At 71.7% G+C, this 14,992-nt stretch carries 17 protein-coding genes; 14 read left to right on the top strand and 3 right to left on the bottom strand.

Annotated features, from left to right (window positions below; all coding sequences use genetic code 11):
* Positions 1-131: 131 nt before the first annotated feature.
* From ACZ7CD_RS25370 to ACZ7CD_RS25345, 6 genes are all read left to right on the top strand, one after another.
* Positions 132-578, top strand: a complete 447-nt coding sequence (locus ACZ7CD_RS25370) for a YflT domain-containing protein (RefSeq protein WP_360384691.1) — start codon at positions 132-134, stop codon at positions 576-578.
* Positions 579-624: 46 nt separating this feature from the next.
* Positions 625-1,356, top strand: coding sequence for a phosphotransferase (locus ACZ7CD_RS25365; protein WP_470379809.1), 732 nt, complete (start codon positions 625-627; stop codon positions 1,354-1,356).
* Between the two features lie 40 nt (positions 1,357-1,396).
* A complete protein-coding gene (locus ACZ7CD_RS25360; RefSeq protein ID WP_360384687.1) occupies positions 1,397-1,549 on the top strand; it encodes a hypothetical protein in 153 nt (50 codons plus the stop codon).
* A gap of 32 nt (positions 1,550-1,581) precedes the next feature.
* Positions 1,582-1,782 carry a hypothetical protein gene (locus tag ACZ7CD_RS25355; RefSeq protein WP_360384685.1) on the top strand — a complete coding sequence of 67 codons (201 nt, stop codon included), beginning with the start codon at positions 1,582-1,584 and terminating at the stop codon, positions 1,780-1,782.
* A gap of 22 nt (positions 1,783-1,804) precedes the next feature.
* Positions 1,805-2,800: a YdcF family protein gene (locus tag ACZ7CD_RS25350; RefSeq protein ID WP_360384683.1), complete on the top strand. Its 996-nt coding sequence runs from the start codon at positions 1,805-1,807 to the stop codon at positions 2,798-2,800.
* Positions 2,801-3,010: 210 nt separating this feature from the next.
* Complete coding sequence (locus ACZ7CD_RS25345) at positions 3,011-3,463, top strand: DUF4396 domain-containing protein (protein WP_360384681.1); 453 nt, start codon at positions 3,011-3,013, stop codon at positions 3,461-3,463.
* 57 nt (positions 3,464-3,520) lie between these two features.
* Here ACZ7CD_RS25345 and ACZ7CD_RS25340 read toward each other — a convergent pair whose 3' ends face one another.
* On the bottom strand, positions 3,521-3,967 hold the full coding sequence (locus tag ACZ7CD_RS25340) for a hypothetical protein (protein ID WP_470375316.1): 447 nt from the start codon (positions 3,965-3,967) through the stop codon (positions 3,521-3,523).
* Positions 3,968-4,148: 181 nt separating this feature from the next.
* On the opposite strand from ACZ7CD_RS25340, the gene ACZ7CD_RS25335 reads away from it, so the two are divergent.
* The 5 genes from ACZ7CD_RS25335 (at position 4,149) to ACZ7CD_RS25315 (ending at position 9,242) form a co-directional block, all read left to right on the top strand.
* Entirely contained in the window at positions 4,149-6,413 is a 2,265-nt protein-coding gene (locus ACZ7CD_RS25335) for a glycosyl hydrolase family 18 protein (RefSeq protein WP_470375317.1), read from the top strand.
* 164 nt (positions 6,414-6,577) lie between these two features.
* Positions 6,578-7,381 (top strand): SDR family oxidoreductase, encoded by an 804-nt coding sequence (locus ACZ7CD_RS25330; RefSeq protein ID WP_470379808.1) that lies wholly within the window; start codon positions 6,578-6,580, stop codon positions 7,379-7,381.
* Positions 7,382-7,436: 55 nt separating this feature from the next.
* Complete coding sequence (locus tag ACZ7CD_RS25325; RefSeq protein WP_470375318.1) at positions 7,437-8,330, top strand: helix-turn-helix transcriptional regulator; 894 nt, start codon at positions 7,437-7,439, stop codon at positions 8,328-8,330.
* A 44-nt stretch (positions 8,331-8,374) separates the two neighbouring features.
* Positions 8,375-8,809: a helix-turn-helix transcriptional regulator gene (locus tag ACZ7CD_RS25320; protein WP_458432745.1), complete on the top strand. Its 435-nt coding sequence runs from the start codon at positions 8,375-8,377 to the stop codon at positions 8,807-8,809.
* A 10-nt stretch (positions 8,810-8,819) separates the two neighbouring features.
* Positions 8,820-9,242 carry a VOC family protein gene (locus ACZ7CD_RS25315; protein ID WP_360384671.1) on the top strand — a complete coding sequence of 141 codons (423 nt, stop codon included), beginning with the start codon at positions 8,820-8,822 and terminating at the stop codon, positions 9,240-9,242.
* Here the strand turns inward: ACZ7CD_RS25315 and ACZ7CD_RS25310 are convergent.
* Positions 9,229-9,975, bottom strand: coding sequence for an MBL fold metallo-hydrolase (locus ACZ7CD_RS25310; protein WP_470375319.1), 747 nt, complete (start codon positions 9,973-9,975; stop codon positions 9,229-9,231). The genes ACZ7CD_RS25315 and ACZ7CD_RS25310 overlap by 14 nt on opposite strands.
* Positions 9,976-10,048: 73 nt before the next feature.
* Entirely contained in the window at positions 10,049-11,362 is a 1,314-nt protein-coding gene (locus ACZ7CD_RS25305; RefSeq protein WP_470379807.1) for an alpha-lytic protease prodomain-containing protein, read from the bottom strand.
* Between the two features lie 156 nt (positions 11,363-11,518).
* On the opposite strand from ACZ7CD_RS25305, the gene ACZ7CD_RS25300 reads away from it, so the two are divergent.
* The 3 genes from ACZ7CD_RS25300 (at position 11,519) to galK (ending at position 14,690) form a co-directional block, all read left to right on the top strand.
* A complete protein-coding gene (locus tag ACZ7CD_RS25300; protein ID WP_360384665.1) occupies positions 11,519-12,775 on the top strand; it encodes a sensor histidine kinase in 1,257 nt (418 codons plus the stop codon).
* Positions 12,772-13,422, top strand: coding sequence for a response regulator (locus ACZ7CD_RS25295; protein WP_458432742.1), 651 nt, complete (start codon positions 12,772-12,774; stop codon positions 13,420-13,422). Before ACZ7CD_RS25300 ends, ACZ7CD_RS25295 begins: the two co-directional genes overlap by 4 nt.
* Before the next feature lie 125 nt (positions 13,423-13,547).
* Positions 13,548-14,690 carry a galactokinase gene (galK, locus tag ACZ7CD_RS25290; RefSeq protein ID WP_470379806.1) on the top strand — a complete coding sequence of 381 codons (1,143 nt, stop codon included), beginning with the start codon at positions 13,548-13,550 and terminating at the stop codon, positions 14,688-14,690.
* Positions 14,691-14,992 lie beyond the last annotated feature (302 nt).

The following is a 14,992-nucleotide window of genomic DNA, read 5'->3' as shown; positions in this document are numbered from 1 at the left end:
TTCGAGGCCGAGCTCGGTGCGCGGCCGGCGGCGGTAGCTCGGCCTGGTGTTTGCGCGGCGCCCGGACCGGTTAGTCGTAGACCGTGACTCCTGAGGCTGGAACGACGGAACCGGCGACCACCCCCGTGCCTGTGCCTGCTCAGCCGGCGGCGCGGTCGAGCCTGCTCGCGAGCTTCTCCGACTACGCGGAGGCCCAGCGGCTGGTGGACCGGATGTCCGACGACGGGTTCCCGGTCGAGCACGTGCGGATCATCGGCGACGGTGTGCGCACGGTCGAGCAGGTGACCGGCCGGATGACGCGCGCGAAGGCCGCGGTCTCCGGTGCGGCCGGCGGCGCCTGGTTCGGCGTGCTCATCGGGTTGCTGTTCGGGCTGTTCACCTCCGGTGTGGCCTGGGTGTGGATGCTGGTGCTCAGCCTGGTGATCGGTGCCTTCTGGGGAGCCGTGTTCGGGTTCGCCGCGCACTGGACCACCCGCGGCAAGCGCGACTTCTCCAGCGTCATGACCCTGGAGGCGAAGCGCTACGACGTGCTGGTCGACGGCGAGCACGCGAGCCGGGCGGGCAAGTACGTGCTCTGACGAAATTCGGTTCCGGCGCACGGGACCTGCTTGCCACACTGGCGCCGTGACGTTCTTGGGACAGGGCTGGGACAGCACGGCGACGCTCGTCGACGGGCGCTGGGTGGAACGGCGGCCGCAGCGCCCCGCGATCGAGGCGGTGCTGCGGCGCGAGACGGTCGTGATGCCGTGGCTCGCGCCGTTGCTGCCGCTGCCCGTCCCGGTGCCGGAGCTGGTCTCGGTGGACCCGTTCGTGGTGCGGCACGAGCTCGTGCCCGGTGCTGAGCTCGCGACGCTGAACGCGGTGCAGGGCGAGCAGCTGGGGGAGTTCCTGCTGGCGTTGCACGCGGTCCCGGTGGCCGGGGCGGTCGCGCGCGGCGTGGGGACACCGCCGGTGCCGCTCGACCGGTTCCGCGCGGAGGTGCTGCCGCTCGTGCCCGACCAGGCCGACCTGCTCGACGCGGTCGCGGCCGCACCGGCGGACGTGCTGGTGCACGGCGACCTCGGCCCCGAGCACGTGCTGGGCCGCGACGGCGTGCTGACCGGCGTGATCGACTTCGGTGACGTGCACGTCGGCGACCCGGCGATCGACCTGGCGTGGGCGCTGCACTCGACGCCGCCGGAGTTCGCCGACGCGCTGGCGGCGACCTACGGCGTCACGCCGGAGCTGCGGGAGCGTTCGCTGCTGTGGCACCGGATCGGGCCGTGGTACGAGGTGCTCTTCGGCAACGACAACGGCGACCCGGCGATGGCCGCCAGCGGCCTGGAAGGCATCAAGAACCGGAGTAGCTGGTTCTGACTTTGGGTATTCCCGGTGCAACGAAACGCTGGGAGGAAAAATGCCTTGGGTTCAGCGGCACCGACGTCGCACGCCGTACAGCTGGTTCCGCTCCACCACGGTCCGCAGCCACTACCGCAGGCGCCCGCTCAACGCGTGGTTGCCGATCGCCGTCGTGGTCCTGTTCATCATCCTGCTCATCGCCGTCTTCTGACCCGCCGCCGGTCCGAGCGGTATGGTCGGGGCATGGGTCAGTTGGGTGAGTTGTTCCCCGGACGCAAGCTCCGCAGCGAAGCAGGCGACTCCGGTACCGGTGAGGACTTCGAGGAGACCGGTCCCCTCGACCTCACCACCGGAGTCGTCCAGCTGAGGCCCCGCCCCAAGCCGCAGCCCGCTCCCGAGGAGGCCGAGGGCGCCGAGAGGCCCCTGCCCGAGAGCGGCGCGTGATCACGGGTACTACCCTTGGCCGGTGCTGGTAGGTCTGCTCGTCGTAATCCCCGCCTTGTTCTTCCTCGTCGGAGTGGTCCGTGACCGGCGCAGGCTGAGCAACGCCATCTGGCTCGGCATCACGCTGGTGCTGTTCCTGCTGCTGCTCGCCGAAGCGGGGCGGGACAACCCGGCGGTGAGCCTGCCGCTGCTGCTCGCGTTCGCGCTGGCGGTGTTCGGGCTGTTGCTGCTGCCGCTCGCGTTGCTGGCCAACGGCCTGGTGATGATCCGCCGCGAGGGCCGGTCGCTGGGCAACCTCCTGTCGTTCCTCGCTGGTCTCGCGCTGCTCGGCGAGATGGCCTACTTCTTCTGGGGCATCACCCAGCCCAACGACTGGGTCCGCGGCAGCGCGATCGGGTTGTTCCTCGTCTCCGCCTACATCGCGTTCCTGTTCGTGAGCCTGCTGCTGTACTCGGTGATCTACGGCCGCACGGGCCGGCGCAGCGGGTTCGACGGCATCGTCGTGCTCGGCGCCGGGCTGGTCGGTTCCCAGGTGCCCCCGCTGCTCGCGAGCCGGCTCAACCGCGCCCTGCGCCTCTACCTGCGGGAACGCTCAGCCGGACGCACGCCGGTGATCGTCGTGACCGGCGGCAGGGGTCCTGACGAGGACGTGTCCGAGGCGCTCGCCATGAAGCGGTACCTGCTGGAGCGCGAGGTGCCGGAGGACGACGTCGTGCTGGAGGACCAGGCCGGCACGACCGACGAGAACCTGCGCTACAGCAAGGAACTGCTCGTCGAACGCGGGCTCACCGGGTCGGTCGTGGCGGTGACGAACAACTACCACGTGTTCCGCACCGCCGTGCTGTCCCGCTCGCACGGACTGCGGATGCAGGTGATCGGCGCGCCGACGGCGTGGTACTTCGTGCCGAGCGCGTTCATCCGCGAGTTCGTGGCGCTGCTGGCGCAGAACCCGGGCGTGCACGCGCTGGCGTGCACGGTGCTGATGGCGGGCGGGCTGGCGCTGACCCAGATCGGCTAGCGCGAGCCGGCGAACGTGACGTCCGCGGCGTTGTTCGCGGCTGGGTTCTCCGCGCCTTGTGGACGGTGCCGTGTGGACGGGACTCGGCAGTTCCCGAGCACGCAGAGGGCCGTGAGGAGGCGCCTCGTCGTGTGAGCCACCGTACCTGTCCGCCTCCTTGATACCCATACCCCCTAGGGGTACCGTTCGGCGCTGACGGAGGAGGACGAGATGGACCACGCACCCGTGAGCCTGACCCGCCAGGCGGTCTCGGCGACGCTGCACTGCCTCACCGGCTGTGCGATCGGCGAGGTGCTCGGCATGGTCGTCGGCACCGCGCTGGGCTGGGGCAACCTGGCCACCGTCGTGCTGGCCGTGGCGCTGGCGTTCCTGTTCGGCTACTCGCTCACCATCCGCCCGGTCCTGCGCTCCGGCCTCGCCCTCAAGGCGGCCGTGGGCGTCGCGCTGGCCGCCGACACCGTGTCGATCGCCGTGATGGAGGTCGTCGACAACGCGGTGATGCTGCTGGTGCCGGGTGCGATGGACGCGGGACTGGCGGACTGGGTGTTCTGGGCGGCGCTGGTGTTCTCGCTGGCGGTCGCGTTCGCGGTGACGGTGCCGGTGAACCGGTGGATGATCGCGCGCGGCAAGGGGCACGCGGTCGTGCACCGGCACCACCACTGAGCCGGGTGGGGCGCGGGACGCCGGGTACCCGCCCCGGCGCCCCGCGCTCCTCGCCGGTCAGGCCGGTTCGAAGCGCATGACCCAGTTCTCCTGCCAGGTGTCGCCGCCGTCGTAGGAGAACGACTGCCGCCACACCGGTGCCGGGCCCGCCGTCCAGTCGAACCGCACCGCCACCGCGTGCCCGCCGACGACGTCCTCGCCGAGGAACACGCCGTGCCCGCCGGTGAACCGGCCCTCCAGCGGCGGGTCCAACTGGCCCGGCGCGCGGGTCGAGGCCCACCAGATGCGCCAGAGGCCGGCGGCCGGGTCGTACTGCCGCAGGGTCATGCCCTCCCAGTCGCCGGCGTCGAAGGTGTCGACGTTCGCCGCGCCGCCCAGCGCCGGCCGCACGTCGGCCCGCGCGCCGAACTCGACCCACTCGGTGCCGCGCCCGGCGATGTCGGCGATCTTGCGGTTGGCGACCCGCCAGCGCCCGTGGAGGAAGTCGAAATCGTTTGCAGTCATGGTGGAGATGCTGAACCGATACCGCTGACACCTCTTGTCAGTGATCGAGTATTGACGCAAAGGTCTGGACCATTTTACGGTTCGGGGCAGTGGCCGCCGCCCTAGCCAGGAGGTCCTTCCCTTGCGCCTGCTCGCCAGAGTGGTCCCGGTGCTAGCCCTGCTAGCCGGGACCCTGATAGCCGTGACGAACGCGCCCACCGCAGCCGCAGCCCACGAGGACTGCCGGCCGGACGGGCTGTACAAGACGCCGGGCGTCGACGTGCCCTACTGCACCGTCTACGACACCGCCGGCCGCGAGAACATGGGGACCGACAAGTCCCGCCGGGTGATCGGGTACTTCACCAGCTGGCGCACCGGCAAGAACGGCCAGCCGGGCTACCTCGCCAAGGACGTCCCCTGGACCAAGGTCACCCACCTCAACTACGCGTTCGCCCACATCGACGCGCAGAACAAGATCTCCGTGGGTGCGCCGGACGCGAACAACTCCTCGATCGGCATGGAGTGGCCGGGCGTCGCGGGTGCCGAGATGGACCCGTCGCTGCCCTACAAGGGCCACTTCAACCAGCTGACGAAGTACAAGAAGCAGCACCCGAACGTCAAGACGCTGATCTCGGTCGGCGGCTGGGCCGAGACCGGTGGCTTCTTCAACGCCGACGGCACCCGCAACGCCTCCGGCGGCTTCTACAAGCTCGGCCAGTCACAGGCGGCGATCGACACGTTCGCCGACAGCGTGGTCGCGTTCCTGCGCCAGTACGGGTTCAACGGCGCCGACATCGACTACGAGTACGCGACGTCGAACAACCATGCCGGCAACCCGGACGACTTCTGGATCTCCAACGCCAACCGCGGCACGCTGTGGGCCGGCTACCAGGCGATCATGAAGACGCTGCGCGAGAAGCTCGACCGCGCCGGTGCCGCCGACGGCAAGCACTACCTGCTGACCGCCGCCGTGCCCGCCTCCGGCTGGCTGCTGCGCGGCCAGGAGACCTACCAGGTCGTCAAGTACCTCGACTACCTCAACGTCATGAGCTACGACCTGCACGGCTCGTGGAACCACTTCGTGGGCCCGAACGCGGCGCTGTACGACGACGGCAAGGACGGTGAGCTCGCGGCCGGTGGCGTGTACACGGCACCGCAGTACGAGGGCATGGGCTACCTGAACACCGACTGGTCCTACCACTACTACCGCGGTGCCATGCAGGCCGGCCGGATCAACGTCGGCGTGCCGTTCTACTCGCGCGGCTGGCAGGGCGTCACCGGTGGCACCAACGGGTTGTGGGGCCGCGCGGCCCTGCCCAACCAGTCGCAGTGCCCGCCCGGCACCGGCACGTCGGTCGGCTCGACCACGCCGTGCGGCAACGGCGCGACCGGCATCGACAACCTCTGGCACGACGTCACCGCCGGTGGTGCCGAGGTCCCGTCGGGCGTGAACCCGTTGTGGCACACGAAGAACCTGGAGAACAAGATCACCGGTTCGTACTCGGCGCAGTACGGCCTCGACCCGGTGAACGACCCGACCGACCGGCTCACCGGCACCTACTCGCCGTTCTACGACACCACCATGCAGTCGCCGTGGCTGTGGAACAACGACAAGAAGGTGTTCCTCTCCACCGAGAACGAGCAGTCGATCGCGGCCAAGGCCAAGTACGTCCGCGACAAGGGCCTCGGTGGCATCATGATCTGGGAGCTCGCCGGTGACTACCGGTACGACTCGGTCAAGAAGGAGTACTTCATCGGCGACACGCTGCTGTCGACGATCGACACCGGCCTGAACGGCGCGGCGCCCTACGGTGCGGCGAAGGCCACGACCCAGCAGTCACAGGTGCTCGCGGTCGACGTCGACGTCCACGGCTTCGCGTTGGGCGACAACAACTACCCGATCACGCCGAAGATCAAGTTCACCAACCGCTCGAACGTCACCATCCCCGGTGGCACGAAGATCGCGTTCGACTACGGCACCAGCGCGCCGGGCAGCATGGCCGACCAGTCCGGGTTCGGGCTCAAGGTCGTGTCGAAGGGGCACAGCGGGCCGAACGTCGGCGGCCTCAAGGGCGACTTCCAGAAGGCGGAGCTCGCGCTGCCGTCGTGGCAGTCGCTCGCACCGGGCGCGTCGATCGAGCTGACCGTCAGCTACCAGCTGCCGATCTCGACGCCGTCGAACTTCGTGTTCACCTTCGGTGGCCAGTCCTACGCCATCTCCGCCGACCACCCGCGGATCGGCGGCGGCACCCCGCCCACCTCGACCACCACGACAACGACCACCACCACGACCACCTCCAACCCGCCGGTGTGCGCGCTGCCGGCGTGGGAGCGGGGCAAGGTCTACAACGGCGGCAACGACGTCTCGCACAAGGGCCGCAAGTGGCGGGCCCAGTGGTGGACGCAGGGCGAGGAGCCCGGCACCACCGGTGAGTGGGGCGTCTGGCGCGACCAGGGCGCCTGCTAGCAGGCGGTGATCGTCAGGACGCGGGTCTTGGGCGGGTGTGACCGCTCGGGACCCGCGTTCTGCTTCAGGGGCTCTCGCAGTACCGGTGACAGCAGGGTCTCCCGAACTCCCCAGGACGTCTGTCAGCGTGTCGGGGCAGCTGACTCAAGGGAGACGGAAAACCAATGGCGGACAACCGGTTCACCACCCAGGCGGAGCTCTTCGACCTGAGCGGGAAGCACGCGCTCGTCACCGGTGGCACCAGGGGCATCGGAATGATGATGGCGCGCGGCCTCCTGCAGGCGGGCGCCCGCGTCGTCATCAGCTCGCGCAACGAGGACGCGTGCGCGGAGGCCCAGCGCCGGCTGTCCGAGTTCGGCGACGTCCGGGCGATTCCCGCCGACCTGTCCCGGCACGACGAGTGCCGGCGTCTCGCAGATCTCGTGCAGGCCGGCTCGGAACGCCTGGACGTCCTCGTGAACAACGCGGGCGCGATGTGGCGCGAGCCGCTGGAGACGTTCCCGGACGAGGGCTGGGACACCGTGCTCGACCTCAACGTGAAGTCGCCGTTCTGGCTGGTGCAGGCACTGCTCCCGGCACTGCGCAGGGCAGGCACCGCCGATGACCCCGCACGGGTCGTCAACGTGGGCAGCATCGCCGCCATCCACGTCGCCGAGGCGCCCAACTACTCCTACGCCAGCAGCAAGGCGGCGCTCCACCAGCTCACCAGGGTGCTCGCCAGGGAGCTGGGCCCGCAGCACATCACGGTGAACGCGGTGGCGCCGGGACCGTTCCCGTCGCAGATGATGGCGGCCACGATCGAGACCGCCGGCGACCGGATCGCGGCGAAGGCCCCGCTGCGCCGGCTGGGCCGCGACGACGACATGGCGGGAACCGCCGTGTTCCTCGCCAGCCGGGCCGCGTCCTACCTCACCGGCGCCGTCATCCCGGTGGACGGCGGCATCGCGACGACCGCGTCGGGCACGTAGTGCGGGGTACCGGCAGGACCTCCCTCGCCGTCTGGCCAACGCCTACGGTGAGGGGATGGCGACGACCGACCTCCGCACCGAGATCAAGGAGTTCCTGAGCTCGCGTCGCGCGCGGCTCACGCCGGAACGGGCAGGACTGCCCGCCCACGGCGGCGGCAACCGCCGGGTCCGAGGTCTGCGGCGCGAAGAGGTGGCTGTGCTGGCCGGGGTGTCGGTCGACTACTACGTGCGGATGGAGCGCGGTGGCCTCGCCGGCGCCTCCGACGGGGTGCTCGACGCGGTCGCCGCCGCCCTGCGGCTCGACGAGGCCGAGCGCGAACACCTGTTCCGCCTCGCGCGGCAGTCCAGGACACCCGGCGGTCCACGCCGCCGGCGCCCCGCCGTGACGGTGCGTCCGGCGCTCCAGCAGGTGCTCGACGCCATCACCGACGCGCCGGCCTGGATCTGCAACGGCCGGTACGACGTCCTGGCCACGAACCAGCTCGCCCGCGCGTTGTACGCACCGCTGCCGGCGGATGCGCGACGGCCGGCGAACACCGCGCGGTTCGTGTACCTGGAACCCGAGGCGGCGAGGGCGTTCTTCGTGGACTACGACCGGATCGTCGGCGACGTGGCCGCGAAGCTGCGGCTGGAAGCCGGGCGCAGCCCCCACGACGAGGAGCTGGTCGCCCTGGTCGGTGAGCTGTCGACGCGCAGTGAACCGTTCCGGCAGCGGTGGGCGACCCAGGACGTCCGGCACCACCGGTCCGGCCGGAAGCGCCTGCACCACCCGGTGGTGGGCCGGCTGGACCTGGACGTCGAGTCGATGGAGCTGCCCGCCGAACCCGGCCTGCTCCTCACCGTCTACACCGCACCCGCCGGCACGCCGGCCGCGGACGGCCTGGCACTGCTGGCGTCGTGGGCGGCCGGCCAGGACCGGCAGGCGACCGGGGCGCGGACACCCGGCTGAGGAGAGTCAGCGATCTGTCAGGCGCGGGTCTTACGCTGGTCGGCGTGACCGCCTCCGACCCGCGCCTGCAGGAGCTCGTGCTCCTGCGCAAGGTGCGCGACCGCATCGACCGCGAGTACCGCGAGCCGCTCGACGTGGCCGCGCTGGCCCGCGGGGTGCACCTGTCCGCCGGGCACCTGTCGCGGGCGTTCCGCGCGGCGTTCGGCGAGTCGCCCTACAGCTACCTGATGACCCGCCGCATCGAGCGGGCCATGACGCTGCTGCGGCGCGGCGACCTGTCCGTCACCGAGGTCTGCTTCGAGGTCGGCTGCACCTCGCTCGGCACGTTCAGCACCCGGTTCTCCGAGCTCGTCGGCATGTCGCCGAGCCAGTACCGCAAGGTCGCGGCCGAGGACGGCCAGGGCATCCCGAACTGCCTCGCGAAGGCCGTGATGCGACCCATCAGGAATCGAGAAGCGGCGGCCGGTCCGTCCGATTAGGTTGACCGCCATGTCCGTCATCATCGCCGCGGCGTTCCTGCCGGCCGACGACCCCGAGAAGTCACTCGGCTTCTTCCGCGACGCACTCGGTTTCGAGGTCCGCCAGGACGTCGGCCAGGGCACCATGCGCTGGATCACCGTCGGGCCACCCGACCAGCCGGAGACCGGCATCGTGCTGCACCCGCCCGCCGCCGACCCCGGCGTGAGCGACGAGGAACGCCGCACCATCGCCGTCCTGATGGCCAAGGGCGTCTACACGGCGCTGTCACTGGCCACGAAGGACCTCCAGGGCACCTTCGACCGCGCGCGGAAGTGGGTCGAGTCCACCGGCGCCGGCGAGGTGCTGCAGGAGCCCGAGGACCAGCCGTGGGGCGTGCGGGACTGCTCGTTCCGCGACCCGGCCGGCAACCTGGTGCGCATCAACCAGCTGTGAGCACGGCGCCGGGCGCGGCGTACCCGACCGGCCCCTCGTAGCGGGTGCCGGCACGGGTGACCGCGTCCTGCGGGGTCAGGGAGCGGCCCACGTGCGTGACGACCAGCCGTCGCGCCCGTGCCTGCCGCGCCGTCTCGCCCGCCTGCTCCGGCGTGTGGTGCGCCTCGTCCGGCACTGTGCCGTCGGCCTCGCACAGCAGCAGGCCGGTGTCCTGGGCGAGGTCGGTGAGGGCGGCGCACGGTGCCGTGTCACCGGAGTAGGTCAGGGACGTCCCCGCCTCGATGCGCACCGCGAACGCCGGGAGGCCGTGCCGCACCGCCCTGGACGTGAGGTGCAGGCCGCCGATCCGCGCCTCGTGGCCGTCGGTGAGCTCGGTGATCGCGAAGGCGTCCTCGACCGGGCTGCGCCGCGGGCCGTTGGTGAGGAACGCGGCGAGCCGGTCGGCGGTGCCGGGCGGGCCGAACAGCGGGACCGGCGCGCGGTAGACGTCGGCGTACCGCAGGGCGTAGAACGCGGTGAGCAGGTCGGCGCAGTGGTCGGCGTGCAGGTGCGAGATCCAGATGGCGTCCAGGGTGGCCAGCGACGTGTGGCGTTGCAGCGGGCCCAGGGTGCCGGTGCCCGCGTCCATCCACACGCGAGTGTCGCCGTGCGACACCAGGTAGCCCGAGCACGGGTTGTCCGCCGCCGGGTACGGGGTCGCGCTGCCGAGCACGGTCAGGCGCAGGCTCACCACCGGACGACCCTAGCCGCACACGGGCCGCCCCCGGCGGCGGGTGGCCGTCGGGGGCGGTGGGAGGGGAGTGCCGTCAGACCCGCTGCCAGAGGGCGGGCGTGTTCGGCGGCTCCCAGCCGGGGAGGGCCGTGTGCCCCTGCAGCGCGCGGTAGGACCCGCCGTCGTAGGTGACCTGGGCGCCGGTGGCGTAGTAGGTGTACGCGGCCCACGAGTCACCACCGCCGGGCGGGGTGCTCGTGGTCGTGGTGGTCGGCTGGGTGGTCGTGGTCGGGCCGGCGGAGGTGACCAGGCGCAGACCGTAGGCCTGCAGGATCTCGGTCACCGGCTGGAAGTAGATGGTGCCGCCGGACTGGCAGTTGCCGGACCCGCCGGAGGTCACGCCCTGCGCCTGGTCGCCGGTCAGCCACGAGCCGCCGGAGTCACCGGGCTCCGCACAGGCGTTGGTGCGGGTCAGGCCGGTGATGGTGCCCTCGGGGTAGGTGACGGAGGCGTTCTTCTGCTGGATGGTGCCGCAGCGCCAGCCGGTGGTGGAGCCGGAGCGGCAGACCGAGGCGCCGACCGGGGCCTCCTGGGAACCCGCGACCGGGACGGTGCCGGGGTAGCGGTTGACCAGGCCGCGCGGGGTGTTGCCCGCGTCGGTGCGGACCCAGGCGTAGTCGTTGCCGGGGAAGCTGCTGCCCTGGATGGTGCCGCCGGGGTTGGAGGTGCGCCCACCCGCGGACCCGCAGTGGCCCGCCGTGACGAAGCCGCCCTCGACGGCGAAGCCGATGGAGCAGCGGCCGCCGCCCGGGATGCTGTAGGCGTTGCCGCCGATGACGTCGACCAGCGGCCTCGGGTCCTCGGTGCTGGCCTCGACGGTGACGACGTCGCCGGGCACCCCCGCCTCGGTCGCCCACGCCCTCGCCTGCGCCTCGCCACCGGAGCGGGCGAGCACGGTGACCTTGTTGGTGCGCACGTCGACGTACCAGCCGGGAACGGCGTCAGGTGCCGTGGTGGCCTTGGCGTCCAGCCTGGTCTTCGCGCTGTCCAGAGTGGACGCGCTGTGCTTCGCCGCGACGGCGACGGCGCCCCGTGAGCGCACCGCGCCCGTCAGCGCCGAGTCGGTCACCGCGACGGTGAGGGTGCGGCCGGTGCCGTCCAGCCAGGACCCGGCGTAGGCCGCGCCGAGCTGCGCCCTCAGCGCGGCGTCGGTCTGGCCGGCGACCTTCTCGGCGCTCAGGCGCGCACGCGCCTGGTCAGGGGAGATGCCGAGGTCACGGGCCATCGCGGTCAGCATGCCCTGGTCGGTCGTGTCGGCCGCGGTGGCGCTGGTCGTCAGCGCCACCGCGGCGGCCAGTCCGGCCGCTGTGATCGCCGCTGTGGCGGCGGCGATGAGCTTGCGGTTCATGTCCGCTCCTTGCGTGCAGGGTGGTTGCCGCCACACCCTAAGATGAGGTCCAGACCAATAGGTACATACCAATTGGCCATAAAAATCGGGAGTTCGCCCTGCCCGGTCCCCGGTGCGAACGCCGTCCGCTGCCCGCCGGAAAGATAGGGTTGGCCGGTGGACGAACCCCAGTGGTTGCAGTGGCGCCGGCCCGGCCCCGCCCCGGCCCAGCGGCGGCGGGACATCGGCGTCGCGGTGCTCGTGCTGCTGGGCGGGGTCGAGTTCACCGTCCTGGTGGACAGCATCGGCGGGTACGCGTTCTCCGACCCGGCCGGCCTGCGCGAGCAGCTCGCCTGGATGGTCGCGCTGGCGGTACCGCTGGTCGTGCGCCGCCGGTACCCGATCGCGGTGATGCTGGTCGTGTCGGCGCTGTTCATCGCCGCCCAGGTGAACAAGGCCGGTGACAGCCTGGTCCCGTCGGCCGTGCTGTTCCTCGCGATCTTCACCGTCGGCGCGTGGGAGCCGAACCGGGTGCTGGCGCGCTGGTCGCGGATCGGCGTGATCGCCGCCATGTTCCTGTGGCTCGGGTTCAACCTCGTGCAGTTCCTGCTCGGCCCGGACGTGCCGGAGGACCTCGTGCCCGGCCTTCTGGACCCGGTGCTCGCCCGTGTCCTCTATGGACTCGAATTCAACATCTTCTTCTTCGTCTTCGCCTATGTGGTCGGTGAGATGGCGTGGACGGCGGCGCGGCGGCAGGCGCAGCTGGAGTTCCAGGCCGACGAGCTGCGCCGGTCGCAGGAGCAGAACGTGCGGGGCGCGATCGCCGCCGAACGCATGCGCATCGCCCGCGACCTGCACGACGTGGTGGCCCACCACGTGTCGGTGATGGGCATCCAGGCCGGTGCGGCGCGGCGGGTGCTGGACTCGGACCCGGTGCTGGCGCGGGACGCGTTGCAGACCGTGGAGAAGACGGCGCGGACCGCGATCAGCGAGCTGCGCGGGCTGCTGGGCGTGCTGCGGGCCGACGCGGAACAGGACTTCCAGGCTGCGCCCGGACTCGACGACCTGCCCGAGTTGCTCGAAACCGCCCGGTCGGCCGGTCTGGAGGTCTCGCACGGCGTCTACGGCGAGCCGCGCGAGGTGCCGCCGGCCGTCGCCGTCTCGGCGTACCGGGTGGTGCAGGAGGCGTTGACGAACGTGGTGAAGCACGCCGGAGCGGGCCACGTCGACGTGCGGATGCGGTACCTGGACAGCGCACTGGAGCTGGAGGTGGCCGACGACGGGCGCGGGCGCCCCTCCGGTGAGAGCGGCTTCGGGCTCGTGGGCATGCGCGAACGCGTTGCCGTGCACGGTGGAACCCTCGAAGCGGGACCGCGGCGCACCTCGGCGGGTTACCTTGTGCGCGCATCGCTGCCGACAGAGGAGAAGGTGTGAGTCTGCGGGTCGTGCTGGCCGACGACCAGGACCTGGTGCGCGCCGGGTTCCGGGTCATCCTCGGGACCGAGCCGGGCATCGAGGTGGTCGGCGAAGCCGGCGACGGTGCCGCGGCCGTCGAGCTGGTCGCGCGGCTGCGGCCCGACGTCGTGCTGATGGACGTGCAGATGCCGCGCATGGACGGCCTGGAGGCCACCCGGCGCATCCTGTCGGCCGACGGCGGCACCCGCGTGGTGATCCTCACGACGTTCGACCGCGAGGACTACCTGTTCGAGGCGCTGCGGGCGGGAGCGAGCGGGTTCCTGCTGAAGAACGCCTCCCCGGAGGACCTCGTCGACTCGGTGCGGGTGGTGGCACGCGGCGACGCGCTGCTCTCGCCCGAGGTGACCCGGCGGGTGATCGCCCGCTTCAGTGCACCCCGGCAACCCGCGCGCACCCGGCCGCCCGAGCTGACCGACCGCGAGTACGAGGTGCTGGTGGAGCTGGCGAAGGGCGCGTCGAACGCGGAGATCGCCGCCGCGCTGTACCTGGGGGAGGCGACGGTGAAGACGCACGTGTCCCGCGTGCTCGCGAAGCTGGGGCTGCGCGACCGGACGCACGCGGTGGTGTTCGCCTACGAGCAGGGGATCGTCACGCCCGGCGGGTGACCAGGGCGGGAACGTCATCGAACTTTGTCGACCAAGATCCAACATTGTCAAGACCGGCCCTCGCCCGTCATCCTCATCGCCAGCACTTCTGCGGCAACACGGACGACGGCGTGGGATCAGGTGGCATGAGCTCAACAGGATCGAACAACGCGGCTGAGGCCTTCCGGCGGCTGCACGGCACCGACCCCACCGGGGTGTGGTCCGCGCCGGGCCGGGTGAACCTCATCGGCGAGCACACCGACTACAACGACGGGTTCGTGCTGCCGTTCGCCATCCCGCAGCGGACGTGGGTGGCCGCGGCGGCGCGCGAGGACGGCCTGCTCACGCTCGCGACCGTCGAGGGCGAACGGACCACGACCGCCGAGCCCGTCCCCGTCGGCGAGGTCGAGCCGGGCGGCGTGCAGGGCTGGGCGGCCTACCCCGCCGGGGTCGCGTGGGTGCTGCGGCAGCAGGGCGTGACCGGCGGGGCTGACCTCGTGATCAGCGGGGACGTGCCGCGCGGGGCCGGGCTGTCGTCGTCGCACTCGCTGGAGGTGGCGAGCGCGCTGGCGCTGCTGGGGCTGAGCGGGCGGGAGGAGTCCGCGAGCGACGTCGCCAAGTGGGTGCAGGTGGCGGAGAACGACTTCGTGGGCGCGCCGACCGGGCTGCTCGACCAGACGGCGTCGCTGTGCTGCACGGACGCGCACGTGCTGTTCCTCGACGTGCGGTCGGGGGAGCGGGAGCAGGTGCCGTTCGACGCCGCGCGGCACGGGCTGGAGGTCCTCGTGATCGACACGCGGGTGAGCCACTCGCTGGTCGAGTCCGGGTACGGGGAGCGGCGCAAGGGGTGCGAGGAGGCGGCGCGGCTGCTCGGGCTGCCGTCGCTGCGGGACGCCGGGGGCTGGGACGGGCTGCCCGAGCACCTGCGGCCGCTGGTCCGGCACGTCGTCACCGAGAACCGGCGCGTCGAGGACACCGTCGCGCTGCTCCGGCAGGACCGGTACGAGGAGATCGGGCCGCTGCTGAGCGCGTCGCACGCGAGCCTGCGCGACGACTACCGGGTGTCCTGCGCCGAGCTCGACGTCGCCGCGGCCACCGCGGAGGAGGCCGGTGCGCTCGGGGCGCGGATGATCGGTGGTGGGTTCGGCGGGTCGGCCATCGCGCTGGTGCCGCGGGAGGTGCGCGGCGAGGTCGAGCGGCGGGTCGCGGAAGCGTTCGTGGAGAACGGGTTCACCGCACCCAGGACGTTCGTCGCGGTGCCGTCGGCCGGGGCCGGGCGCGACCTCTGACCGGTTGCCACGTGCGGCAGTGCCGGGGTCGTCGCGCAAGGGCAGTCGCACGGCAAGGCCGGCAGCGACACGCGACGTGACCAACGCCTGCCGGAGCACGCCGACGCGTCCTCGGTCGCCGTGCGTACCGACGAACGAGGACGAACGACACCCCCGGGGGCGACGAAGGTCGACACCTGCCGTCGACCTTCGGCTGAAACCGGCCCTCCCGCCTTGACCGTGCCGCTACGGCACGGTTTCGACTGGGACCCGGTCGTTCCGCATCGAACGGCCGGGTTTCCACAGTGGAGGGCGCGCTCGAG

It is taken from the genome of Lentzea sp. NPDC036949, assembly GCF_055608075.1.
This window is presented reverse-complemented; position numbering and strand designations above follow the sequence as displayed.

Coding starts and splice junctions, on each gene's coding strand:
- ACZ7CD_RS25355 (WP_360384685.1), top strand. CDS start 1,582: ATGGGTCAGTTGGGTGAGTTGTTCCCCGGACGCAAGCTCCGCAGCGAA.
- ACZ7CD_RS25325 (WP_470375318.1), top strand. CDS start 7,437: ATGGCGACGACCGACCTCCGCACCGAGATCAAGGAGTTCCTGAGCTCG.
- galK (WP_470379806.1), top strand. CDS start 13,548: ATGAGCTCAACAGGATCGAACAACGCGGCTGAGGCCTTCCGGCGGCTG.
- ACZ7CD_RS25340 (WP_470375316.1), bottom strand. CDS start 3,967: ATGACTGCAAACGATTTCGACTTCCTCCACGGGCGCTGGCGGGTCGCC.
- ACZ7CD_RS25360 (WP_360384687.1), top strand. CDS start 1,397: ATGCCTTGGGTTCAGCGGCACCGACGTCGCACGCCGTACAGCTGGTTC.
- ACZ7CD_RS25330 (WP_470379808.1), top strand. CDS start 6,578: ATGGCGGACAACCGGTTCACCACCCAGGCGGAGCTCTTCGACCTGAGC.
- ACZ7CD_RS25305 (WP_470379807.1), bottom strand. CDS start 11,362: ATGAACCGCAAGCTCATCGCCGCCGCCACAGCGGCGATCACAGCGGCC.
- ACZ7CD_RS25315 (WP_360384671.1), top strand. CDS start 8,820: ATGTCCGTCATCATCGCCGCGGCGTTCCTGCCGGCCGACGACCCCGAG.
- ACZ7CD_RS25345 (WP_360384681.1), top strand. CDS start 3,011: ATGGACCACGCACCCGTGAGCCTGACCCGCCAGGCGGTCTCGGCGACG.